The organism is Floccifex sp. (assembly GCF_051873495.1).
In the GTDB taxonomy this organism is placed as follows: Bacteria; Bacillota_I; Bacilli_A; order Erysipelotrichales; family Erysipelotrichaceae; genus Floccifex.
This window is the reverse complement of sequence record NZ_JBJEEX010000042.1, coordinates 1-12,104: the sequence shown is the minus strand read 5'-3', so window position 1 is coordinate 12,104 and position 12,104 is coordinate 1. Positions and strand designations below refer to the sequence as shown.

At 30.3% G+C, this 12,104-nt stretch carries 13 protein-coding genes; all 13 read right to left on the bottom strand.

Annotated elements, in window-relative coordinates:
* Nucleotides 1–71: 71 nt before the first annotated feature.
* A complete protein-coding gene (locus tag ACI313_RS02665; protein WP_439755211.1) occupies nucleotides 72–947 on the bottom strand; it encodes a hypothetical protein in 876 nt (291 codons plus the stop codon).
* A complete protein-coding gene (gene cas2 / locus ACI313_RS02660; protein ID WP_320608815.1) occupies nucleotides 937–1,284 on the bottom strand; it encodes a CRISPR-associated endonuclease Cas2 in 348 nt (115 codons plus the stop codon). Before cas2 ends, ACI313_RS02665 begins: the two co-directional genes overlap by 11 nt.
* Nucleotides 1,271–2,173, bottom strand: a complete 903-nt coding sequence (gene cas1, locus ACI313_RS02655) for a type II CRISPR-associated endonuclease Cas1 (protein WP_439755210.1) — start codon at nucleotides 2,171–2,173, stop codon at nucleotides 1,271–1,273. The genes cas2 and cas1 overlap by 14 nt, the downstream gene beginning before the upstream one ends.
* A 97-nt stretch (nucleotides 2,174–2,270) precedes the next feature.
* Nucleotides 2,271–6,338: a type II CRISPR RNA-guided endonuclease Cas9 gene (gene cas9, locus ACI313_RS02650; protein WP_439755209.1), complete on the bottom strand. Its 4,068-nt coding sequence runs from the start codon at nucleotides 6,336–6,338 to the stop codon at nucleotides 2,271–2,273.
* A gap of 123 nt (nucleotides 6,339–6,461) precedes the next feature.
* On the bottom strand, nucleotides 6,462–7,103 hold the full coding sequence (locus ACI313_RS02645; RefSeq protein ID WP_439755208.1) for an exonuclease domain-containing protein: 642 nt from the start codon (nucleotides 7,101–7,103) through the stop codon (nucleotides 6,462–6,464).
* Between the two features lie 69 nt (nucleotides 7,104–7,172).
* The gene (locus ACI313_RS02640) at nucleotides 7,173–8,003 is read right to left on the bottom strand and encodes a bifunctional 5,10-methylenetetrahydrofolate dehydrogenase/5,10-methenyltetrahydrofolate cyclohydrolase (protein ID WP_439755207.1); all 831 of its coding nucleotides are present in this window, start codon (nucleotides 8,001–8,003) and stop codon (nucleotides 7,173–7,175) included.
* Between the two features lie 2 nt (nucleotides 8,004–8,005).
* A complete protein-coding gene (locus ACI313_RS02635) occupies nucleotides 8,006–8,608 on the bottom strand; it encodes a cyclodeaminase/cyclohydrolase family protein (RefSeq protein WP_439755206.1) in 603 nt (200 codons plus the stop codon).
* Between the two features lie 2 nt (nucleotides 8,609–8,610).
* Nucleotides 8,611–9,252 (bottom strand): site-2 protease family protein, encoded by a 642-nt coding sequence (locus tag ACI313_RS02630; protein WP_439755205.1) that lies wholly within the window; start codon nucleotides 9,250–9,252, stop codon nucleotides 8,611–8,613.
* The gene (gene ychF, locus ACI313_RS02625) at nucleotides 9,245–10,348 is read right to left on the bottom strand and encodes a redox-regulated ATPase YchF (protein WP_320608821.1); all 1,104 of its coding nucleotides are present in this window, start codon (nucleotides 10,346–10,348) and stop codon (nucleotides 9,245–9,247) included. Before ychF ends, ACI313_RS02630 begins: the two co-directional genes overlap by 8 nt.
* Nucleotides 10,348–10,545, bottom strand: a complete 198-nt coding sequence (locus ACI313_RS02620) for a DUF951 domain-containing protein (protein ID WP_320608822.1) — start codon at nucleotides 10,543–10,545, stop codon at nucleotides 10,348–10,350. The genes ychF and ACI313_RS02620 overlap by 1 nt, the downstream gene beginning before the upstream one ends.
* 8 nt (nucleotides 10,546–10,553) lie before the next feature.
* A complete protein-coding gene (gene dtd, locus ACI313_RS02615; RefSeq protein WP_320608823.1) occupies nucleotides 10,554–10,997 on the bottom strand; it encodes a D-aminoacyl-tRNA deacylase in 444 nt (147 codons plus the stop codon).
* Nucleotides 10,997–11,470 (bottom strand): 2-C-methyl-D-erythritol 2,4-cyclodiphosphate synthase, encoded by a 474-nt coding sequence (gene ispF, locus ACI313_RS02610; RefSeq protein ID WP_320608824.1) that lies wholly within the window; start codon nucleotides 11,468–11,470, stop codon nucleotides 10,997–10,999. The genes dtd and ispF overlap by 1 nt, the downstream gene beginning before the upstream one ends.
* On the bottom strand, nucleotides 11,467–11,982 hold the full coding sequence (locus ACI313_RS02605; protein ID WP_320608825.1) for a nitroreductase family protein: 516 nt from the start codon (nucleotides 11,980–11,982) through the stop codon (nucleotides 11,467–11,469). The genes ispF and ACI313_RS02605 overlap by 4 nt, the downstream gene beginning before the upstream one ends.
* Nucleotides 11,983–12,104: the final 122 nt, after the last annotated feature.

Below are 12,104 nucleotides of genomic sequence, written 5' to 3'. Positions count from 1 at the left end.
GTTCAAATAATAACAATTAACGCAGTCCTCAAGAACCCTATGTCAACATTATATCACTATTTTTGCTTAATTTAAGCCAAATTCTGAGCTTTTGTGTCTTCTGGAATTATTAAAAAAGTTGAATTTTTATCTTCAAATAGTCTATATAATTCAATATTTTTTTGTGTTTGATAGATTAAATTCCTACTGAAAAATGAATGAAATATATATGTCAAGCAATGAATATCTTTTTGGTTAATTTTTACTGTTTCTAAAAATTCTTTATTGGAAAGTTTTATAATTGGAACATTTTCTATGTTAGATAGAGTTAGTGATTCATTATCGAGGAAGAAATAGTTCTTTTCATTCGTATTTGAATTGATCCAACTTAATGTTTTATCATCAATAGGAAAATCAATGTAAACTATATTATTTTCACTTCGATTTGTATAAAGTAATAAATTATATAAAATAATATATTTTTCCGATTCACTTAATTGTTCTGTATCTATACTAAACATTTGAAGTATGCTTGTAATATCAAAATTTTCCAATTCAACATCAATTGTATTATCTAGTCCACGAGATAATATTTTTCTTAAAGTAAACAGTCCTTTATCTGTTAAAAGTTCATAGAATCCTGTTCGTATCATTTCTATAGATTGAAAATATTCTTGATTTTCGCTTATAATTTCTGATACTTCAGAATTCATTAAAGTCTTTCCTTTAAAGACAAAGTTACTTTCAATATCCTTTTCAAAAGGAATATAAATAAAATTAAATTCTTTAATTGTGATTACTTCATCTTCTTCATCTTTTATTATAGCTTTATTCTTTTTCTTGTTTGTAAAGTAGTTTTCCAAGCAATCAATTAAATCTTTTTTATAATCGGATGTCACTAAAATATTTGTCTGATATTTTAATGGAAGAAGATAAACATTATCAGTTGCCGTACTTTTAATCTTCATCGTTTAATCCTCCAATTACTAATGTTCGATCTGTTGTTGTTACAGATTCTTGTAGACTATGTTTATTATTAAGATTGATGATATTTTGATATTGGTTTTCTGATACAATTAAATATCGAATATCTCCTTCAATAGGAGCATTCATTGAAATTCGTTTTGATTCTGTTTTTGCTGAATCTTTATTAATACATAATTTGGAATACACAGAATATTGAATACGGATAAAGCCTTCATTTTTTAAAAATTTGATAAATTGGCGATATGATTTCTGTTGCATTTTGGTCTCTACTGGCAAATCAAAAATAAGAATAATCCGCACAAATCTAATCGTCTCCATTAAATATAATTCCTTCTTTTAGATTTATTTTCGGAATTTCATTTGTTTTTTCATTTAAAAAGCCAATATAAGAATCAATTATGTCTTCAATCGCATCGCTTAATCGGTACCATTTTCCATCCACATTAATTTTACATTGTAATAATTCAATTAACTGTGTTTTATGAATCGATTTAAACTTATCTTCAATATTAAAATATACCCATATATCAACTATAGCCCTAAACGGTTCTATAAAATCATAGGTTAAATTAAAGGCATTTCCTTCTCCAATATGATGAATTCCTAATTGTGTAACTAATCCCCTAGATACAATGCACTTTGAAATATAACTAGCAATTATTTTATATCCATAATTCAGTGCAAAATTGATAACATTCGAATCATCTCTATGAAATTCATTTCCAAATAAAGTCCTAAAATAAAGTCTTGCACTAGCACTTTCTCTATTCGTTTGATCATCGTTATACACAGAATTACGATATTCTTTCAATGTTTCTTGTACCGCCTTATCTTTTTGAAGATAATTCAATGCACCCTCTTCTGTTTCTATCTTTTGTTCAATGATCATTTTCCACAGTTTTTTCTTTCGTGTTATTTTCCAATTGATTTGTTTGTTTAATTGTTTAAATGCCAATGAATGGCCATTAAACCCTTGGAATACTCCAATAGGATCATTGTGACTGTCACAAATTACGACATTTATATTATGTTCAATTAACTTCGATAATAAAGGAATTGTAATCACAACGCGATCATGTGAAAAAATAACTGTATCTATATCACATAAAGCAACAGTATGATATTCATTTCCGATTGTTAATTTCATTCGATTTTCACTTAATGACACTTTACACTCAGAACCGATTATTATTGTTTTCCAGCCCATATTAAAAAAATAAGGTAGCACAATGCTACCTCTGATAGTTTTCGAATTAATCTTATTCTTTCGAACCGCATTAACTCTTATTATTTGAACAACTACACTATATCACTTCTGGACAAATTCGCCAAGAAAATTGTTCTTTTTTTATTGTTGTGAATGCATTCTCGTGATATTTTGGGCCTTCAATCATTATCGTTCCTTGTTCATTGCATGTATAGCGAATACCCAATGGTGTACATTTAATTTTTACATATTGAGAATCATCGTCAAATGTCGAATTATTTGCGACTGGCATATATTGACCAACAATTGTAGGCGGTGTGCAAGGTCTATTAACAATCAAATTTAAATACTGCATTTTTTCAATAAATAAATCCAATGCCTTTTCACCTTTCAAAATATCTCTAATTGCTTTTTCATACCTATTTTCGTCTTCAATTACCATTAAATTATCAATACAATACTCAATTAATTCATTTATATTAACATCATCAAATAATACTTGATTTTGATTTTTATTAGAAAAATCTTTGATATTAAATTGTTCTACAAGATTTCTTTTTATGATTATGAAATCCGCATAAATATCGTTATATGCAAAATTATAAATATGTTTTAATTCCATTTTTAAATTCACAATACTTCCAACATTAAATTTTTGTATCACGCAGTTTTTAGTATCATAAATCAAATCATTTCTAAATCCTCTGAATTTGAAATAATAAGTTTTAATATTACCATTTTCATCTAATAACTCAGGCACTTTGTAATGTTTTTTTATTAATGTTTTGTACTGTTCTTGATTAATATTACCTTTATCATCAATTATTACTTTTGGAATATGAATCGCAACATGTTTCTTTCTGCCTTTTTTATCAGTATATTTATAGAAATCTACAGCCACACAATTTATACTATTAAACGCTTTTTTATCATCATTTACTCCAAGAATAGAAAGTACATCTTTTTCCTTATTTATTTCTTTTGGCGAATAAATTGTCGCATTAAAATAAGCTCCTTTATAGTTTTTATTCACTTTCAATGAATAAAGTGGTGTTGTGTTTTTGATTGTGTTCAATAAAGAATCTGAATCTTTCATATGATGTCCAAATGTTTTAAAGTACATATAGCGAATCCAAGATAAATTGTCTCTCGTTTCATTTCTTTCTTGTTCTTTTAGATTTCGAATTGTTTCTTGATATATTTCCATACTACCTTTTTGTTTATATTCTGCAATCTTATCTTTAGATTGTTGAATCTTATTCATAGAATCAATTCGTTTTTGATATCCTTTTGAAGCTCGTCCTTTATCATAATAAGGATAATATGTTCTTAGTATTTGATCTGCTAATACCAATGTAGCTGCATCTAAAGCATGGTGTTGATCTCCGATATCACGATTTTTACGAATATAGAAAGCTTTTTTATATAAATCCGTAAATGAAGATTTTAGAGCCACGACATCGGTTTGGTATCCATTAACTTTATTAAATGCGCGCAAGATAGACATAAATTCACGAATAATGTAACGTGTATCTACTAAATTACGATTTACAAAACCCTCTACTTCGTCCATATTCTTTAGTAATAAACGATTTCGTTTATCTTCCGAAATCAATTCCATCTTAAATAATTCATTAACTCGTTTTTCATAGTCACTAACAGTGATTAACTCATTACTGTTAATTTCATATGCACCATCCTCAATATACATTAATGGAACTCGATTGTTTTTCAATGAATTATATCTTCTATTGATTAACATCTTGTTGTCCATGGAATTATCACCAAAACCTCTTGGTAAGATATGATCAATTTCATAATTCTGAAGATTATGAATATCAATTTTTTCACCAGAAATCATGTCACGACCATCTTGTCTAATATATAATTCAATTTTTTGTTTATTCTTTGTTAAGTAAGATGCAATTGTATCCCAATCTTCTAAATAATTTCTATGATTTTTAGTTTGTTTTAAAATATCATTGTAGCAATCTTCCATTTTATTGTAATGTTTTGCTTTAACTTCACCAGTTTGAGAATTATCTTTCAAATCTCTAGCTGTTTCAACGACAACTCTACTAGGAACTCCATACATCTTTATAACGGCATTGTATAGTTTTAAACATTCATTTAAAGAACGAATAACACCTCTAGATACTGGAATTACAGGTTTCCCATCATCTAATAATAAATCAATTCCAAGACATTCTCCATTTTTGAATTTTTGTTCATATTTATTAGCTGTAAAATCTATTGGATTTCCTTGCATATCCACCGCATTGGTAATAATGGTCATTTGTTCATTAACTTGTTTTGTATCTTTAGGATTATCTTCAAATAACTTTTCTAAAATAGACAGTCCACATTGATCAATTGGTGTATCTAAAAGGAATTTTTTAGAGAACGCAAAGAAACTCTTTGATTTCAATTTAGATAATTTATTAGAAACTTCTTTCGAATATCCTAGTTTAATGAAATGATCTTTTTTTGAATCTTCTTCATCAAATAAATTGATATCAAGAATAATTCTTTCCAACTCATCTATTTTTTTGCTGTCTGAGAATATTTCTGTTATAGAATTTAACTTTAATTCCGGCAATATATTAACAATTGAAAAATAAAGTGTATATTCTAATTTGAATTTTTGTACGGTTCCTTTATTAACAGTTCCAACTGATTTTAAATTTAAACATTCAGCAATATCCTTGTAACTAACTTTCCCTTTTGTTTGTAGGAATAATTCATCGAATAATTTAAATTTGTCATTGGCCGTTAAAAAGTAATCATCACCATTTTCGTCTTTACACTTTAAAATATTCAACTCATTCACAAGACCAAATGTTTCTGCAATAAATGATCCTTTTGGTAAAGCAAATTCTTCTGGAAGATAAGTACAATGAGAAATCATTCGTTTCTTCCACTCTTCTATTGTTTTACTTTCATCTACACAACCTTTACTGTAGTTGTAACTATATTTAAAGTTTCCTGTTTTAGTGACCCATCCATTTCGAGCTTCTTTTCCTAATGGACCAACATAATAAGGAATACGTGATTTGATAATATCCAAACAAATATCAATAAATTCATTAGTGATTTGAGGATTATATTCTTGTTGTTTCTTTAAAATAGCACGAGCTTCTTTCACATATAGACCATTAGGAAATTTATTTTCAATATTCTTTACCGCTCTAATACGATCCGGATGCTTGGCATTTACCGAAATCATTCGCGACTGCATTACCTTTTTTTCTTTTTCAAAATCAGGATCATTAATATCTTTCTTATGATAAATTTCTTTAACTTCTTCTAATAGCGCTACATCCTTTTGACAAATATATTTATATTCATGTAAAATGGCAGCTACATTTTTAATATCATAAAGTTCAATACATCCTTCTAAGAATTCATTCAATTCATCTTTCTTTAGTAATTCAATAATATTTACTTTTTTAGTATTATCTTTTAATTGAACCGATTCACTAATTAAATTTAAATCAGCTTTATTATTACAAATTAAAAGACAAATTTCTTGTAACGCTTTATCGTATTCATCACTCATTGTGAATGTATTGTTTTTAATTTCTTTTTTAATGGTGTTAGCTTTAATAGTTTGTTCAAAAATAGGTTTTAAAATCAATTTTTCAAATTCTTCTTTATCTTGAAACTGAACAAATTCTTCTGTTAATTCATAGAATTTTTCACTAAATACATCAAAAGAAATCGTATCTGTATCTTCAAAATTTACTGATTCCAATAAGAAGTGTCCCCTTGTTTTACATATATTATATAAAGCAATTAATAGTTCACGATTTGTTAATTGTTCACTCAATCCACGATTTCTCAAATGATAAACTGTTTCATCTTTAATTTCGTTATTATAACGAAAAGAAAGATAGTTTGAATTAATGCTTCCATCATCATTAAATCCATCTTCTTTATTAATAAAACCAAAATCAATAAAGGCTTGAATCATTTGGCGTTTACGCCAATTTTTATGGCGCATATTTCTTCTTGCTGATCTGTGATTTCGTGCTTCTGATGCCTGTTGTGCTTCATCAAACATTGATACTCCCATATCAATCATTTTTTGATTATCTTGATTAAAAAGCATCCATCCAATAGAAGCAATCCCAATGTCTAATCCTAAAACATAATTATTATTCATGATATCCTCCGTTTTTGAATGTGTATATTATCTATATTATATAACAAATCCTATCATTCTATATTGACTCCTTTTGACATCTATCTTGTCGTTTAAAACATGTACTACATAAATAATTATAAATTAATCAAACACAAACTGTGAAAAATCAAATAAATCCCCTAATGTATCTTTTTCCACTTTCTGTACTTCTATTACCGTTCCAAATGTTTCTAAACACTTTTTATCATCTCTCAACAAAGCTAATAATTGTGCTGTGTTTTTGGCATCATCTAGTGCATCATGCCAATTTCCTTCTAATTCAATATGAGCATAGTCCAAGGCATCTTTTAAAGAACATTGATGGTCGATGAATAATTTATGATCAAATTCATTTTGAAAATCAACCCATTGACTAATGACATATTCTTCAAAATCATCAAATTCATATTCTTTATAAGACGCTTCCATTAAAACTTGATTTAAATCACTTTCTGACCACGCTAATACCTCCACTTCATCATTCAAGTTTTTAATCCAGTTCATAAAAGAATACAAAGCTTCATTAAATACTGGTGCATTTTGTACCATTTCCGTTGAGATTCCTGTTAAAGATTCATAAAAAGGTTCAATTATATCATTCCACTGTGGTTTTACTAAGGTTGAAAAACTTCCCATCATTTGATATTGGTCATCTAATACAACAGCACCAATTTGAATAATTTCCATTCTACATACATCACAATTGGATGCATTCATTTCTAAATCAATTACTATATGTTTCATGGCTATATTAACTCATTTTAATTGACACTATCACTGTCATAAACAAAAAAAAACGATACTTTCGTATCGCTAATTTGATTGACTACAAGCCTGGCATACATGATAAACAAGTACACTATTTGTGATAGAACCAATTCCTTTAGGAACAGGTGTTATGTTTTCTACAATCGGTTCAACTTCTTCAAATAAAACATCTCCACATAACTTTTGTTTTGTTTCATTGAAATTGATTCCTACATCAATAACCGTTTGTCCTTGTCTAAAATAAGAAGCACCCATAGATTCCATTTGTCCTGTTGCTACCACAACTATGTCTGCTCTTTGACAAGCTTCTTTTAAATTTTTGGTTTTGGTATGACATAAAGTAACAGTGGCATTCTTTGATGTCATCATCATCGCAAGTGGTTTACCTACAACTAAGCTACGACCAACAATAGTAACATTTTTAGAAGTGACATCTATATTATAGTAATCTAAACACTCCATAACGGCTTGAGCTGTACAAGGTGCAAATCCTTTATTGGTATTTGTGAATACCCCTGCTAATGAGCCATCTGTACATCCATCGACATCTTTTTCAGGAGCAATCGCATTACGTGCTCGTTCGTTGTCTAAATTTTTAGGTAAAGGTCGAAACATCAATATTCCATGAACGGTTTTATCTTGATTTAATTCATCAATAGATGCATAAAAAGTATCTACATCCACATCCAATGGAAATACTACATTCTTAATGGTTACACCCATTTTTTCACAGCGTTTTGTAAGACCTCTTTCATAAGATAAATCACTTGGATTTTCTCCTACGCGAACAATTGCCAACACTGGTGTTTTATCTTGAATAAGGGCAAGACTTCTTTCTTCAATGGCCTTGGCAACTTCATTTCCATATAAAATCATAGTTAAATCCTTTCTAAAACCGAATTATAAATTAACAGTGCTTTTTGAGAATATTCATCAACTAGTTCATTGACTTGTTTCTCTAAATTCAAAGCATAGTCTTTATCTTTCATTAATCTTGTATTCACTAATACATTTATATATGCCCCTTTTAAAGCACCATGAGCAAGTGCTGCACCTGTTGCGGCATCCGAAATCGCAAGTTTAGAACCAATGGTTCCATATACTTCTAATACATCAATTACTTCGCATACATCTTTGACAATCTCAAAAGGAGCATTGGCAGCTTGTTTTAAACACTGTTCCAATATTTGTTCCCGATTAGAATTGGTCTTATCAATGCCATAAGCCTTTGATAAAGGCTCAAAAGCTTGGGCATCTTTTTGAATATCTTTTAATAAACGAATACGAAGTTGTTCTGATTTTTCTAGACAAACAAGAATTTCTTCTTGTACATCAACATATTTTTTCTTATTTACCGTTAAATTCCCAACCATAGAACCCAAAGAAGCAGCTAAAGCACCGACCAAAGCACTTGTGCCTCCTCCTCCAGGTGTTGGTGAATTACTTGATAATACTTTTGTGTAGTTTTCTATATCCATCATATCTATAAACCTAATATCGCAAACGAAATCTTAGAAAATACACCTATCATAGTATTTTCTAAATTCATAATTGGAGCTGAAATAATTCCACTCATCAACACAAAAACGAACACAAGTGAAATCATTGGACTTCCTTGAATCACTTTAAAATATTTTTCATCGTCTAAAAAGTAGAAAAATACTTTTGATCCATCTAAAGGTGGAATAGGAATACAGTTAAAGATTCCTAATCCCATTGATAAATATGCCGTTTGGGCAAGTAAATCAATAATAAATGATCCTAGAGAGGCATACGCAAATCCCGGAAGGAACGCTAATATCACATAATATAAAAATACACAGACAAACGATAAAATAAAATTCATTACTGGACCGGCAAAAGCCGTCCACATCATTCCACTTTTCGGATCTTTATAATATCTTGGATCTACACTTACTGGTTTTCCCCATCCAAAACCAAAGGCAAATAAACACAATAACCCCATCCAATCAATGTGAGCCAAAGGATTTATTGTCAAACGATTATGGCAAGACTGACTTCTGTCTCCTAAACAATAAGAAGCTAAGGCATGCGCAAATTCATGTAAAGTAAAAGCTAGAAGTAGGGCAAGTAAGCGAATGAGCATCGAACGAATATTAAACATTAAATCTAAAGTGCATTACATCCCCGTCTTGGGCAACGTAATCTTTTCCTTCTAAGCGCAAGCGACCCGCTTCTTTAATCGCTTGTTCTGAACCCAATTCATCAATGTCTTCAAAACGATAAACTTCAGCACGAATGAATCCACGTTTGAAATCCGTATGAATGACTCCAGCACAGTCAGGAGCTTTCATTCCTTTTTTGAATGTCCAAGCACGGCATTCATCTTCTCCAGCTGTTAAGAATGTACATAAATCCAATACAGAATAAGCACTCTTAATTAATAAATCCAATCCTGAATAAGGAACACCTAATTCTTCTAAGAATGCATCTTTTTCTTCTTTATCTAAACCAGATAATTCTTCTTCCATTTTGGCACAAAGAGGAATGACTTGGCTGTTGTCTTTTTGAGCGAATTCTTTCACACGGTTATAATATTCCACAGCATCTGGGTCCATAACCCCTTCTTCATCTAGATTCGCAACATAAATAACGGGTTTAGCTGTTAATAAATTGTAGCTTTTTACTAAAGCTAATTCATCTTCATTCATTTCTAATGAACGAACTGGTTTTTCATCTTCTAACCATGGTTGAATACGATCCAATAGTGCAAGTTCAGCCAATGAATCTTTATCTTTATTAGTTTTCGCTTTTCTTTCGATTTTACTACGACGGTTTTCAATTGTTTGAAGGTCTGCAAAAATCAATTCTAAGTTAATGATTTCAATATCACGAATTGGATCAATTGAATCTTCGACGTGTGTAATATTGGCATCATCAAAACAACGAACCACATGACAAATCGCATCTGTTAAACGAATATTGGACAAGAATTGATTTCCCAATCCTTCTCCTTTACTCGCTCCTTTTACTAAACCAGCGATATCCGTAAATTCAAATGTTGTATAGATTGTTTTTTTAGGATTGAAGATTTCTTTTAAACGATCGACTCTACGATCAGGTACTTCTACAACCCCCACATTAGGTTGAATTGTCGCAAATGGATAGTTTGCAGCTTCCACTTGTGATTTTGTAATCGCATTAAATAAAGTTGATTTTCCTACATTTGGTAATCCTACTATTCCAGCAGTTAGTGACATTATTCTTCTCCTTTAGCTATAACTTTTTTTAATTTCTTTTCGAATTTAACACGAGGCATTAATACACTCGCTCCACATCCTAAACATTTAATTCGTATATCGGCTCCCATACGAATAATCTTCCATTGTGTTGATTTATGACACGGATGTTCTTTTTTCATTTCAACAATATCATTTAAACCATATTCCTTATCCATATCTACTCCTATAAATTTTCACTATCTAAAACAATGGTAATTGGACCATCATTACATAAATCAATTTTCATATCCGCTCCAAAGACTCCTGTTTGAACAGGTACAAACTTTGATAAAGCTTCATTGAAATAATCATATAAAGGACTTGAAATTGATGGCTTAGCTGCTTCAATAAAACTAGGACGATTTCCTTTTTTACAATTGGCATATAACGTAAATTGTGAAATTGATAAAACAGATCCACCTACATCTTGAATAGATAAATTCATTTTTTCATTTTCGTCCATAAAAATACGTAACTTCACAATTTTCGCAATCATTTTATCCACAATTTCTTTTGAATCTTGTTCATTGAAGCCAACTAAAATACAATACCCCTTTTCAATTGAAGAAACAAGTTCTCCATCAATTGTACAACTCGCATTTTTAACTAATTGAATCACAGCACGCATTATTTTTCCTCCAATAAACAAACACACATTGAAACCATTCCTTGTTCCTGTCCAACAAAACCAAGTTTTTCTCCTCTAGTTGCTTTGATAGAAACTTTAGAAATATCACAATGAAGAGAATGAGCAATATTTTCGCGCATTTGCGAAATGTAAGGAGCCATTTTAGGTTTTTCTGCTAAAATAGTCGCATCCACATTTCCAATCACATATCCCTTTTCATTCATTAATTCATAAACATGTTCTAACAATAAGATACTTGAAATTCCTTTGTATTTCGGATCGGTATCCGGAAAATGTTTTCCTAAATCCCCTAGTGCCAAAGCCCCTAATATGCTCTCCGCAATGGCATGAACCAAAACATCGGCATCCGAGTGTCCATCTAATCCTTGAAAATGATCAATTTTAACCCCACCAAGAATTAAGTCTCTTCCTTCTTTTAAAGGATGAATATCAACGGCTTGTCCTATTCTCATTTAACCCATACCACCTTTGAAGTACGTGGTTTCATTTCAACTTCAACATCACTGTAGCCTAAAATACAGTTTCCTATTCCAACATATGTGTCATCAAATCCCCATTGGCGAAGCATTTCTCTTCCTTCCATAGAATCAAATACTTCTCTGGCGCGATGAATCCAACATGAACTTACACCTAAAGCATGAGCAGCATTCATTAAATTTCCCATTGCCAAGGCTCCATCGTATTCATAAGTAGAACCTACTTTCGTATCTACTAAAACTACTATCACAGCTTGCGCTCCATAAAATGGATCAGCCGTTGAATTCATAACCGCGGCATTTAATTTTGATAATTTTTGAATTGTTTCTTCATCTTGAATCACAACAAAACCAGTTTCCTGGCGATTCATTCCTGTAGGAGCACATTGTCCTGCATATACTATTTTTTCTAAAAGTTCATCACTCACTTTAGTATCATTATATTTTTTTATACTACGACGAGTAATTAAATTTTGATAAGCATCCATTTTTTAGTCCTCCTTTGACTTTATCTATTATAACAAAAAAGTCTAGCTTGACACTAGACTTTATAGGAATTGGGTAACCAAAATCTTTTGGGGGCAAATTTTTTAGGGACGAATTTTGGGGT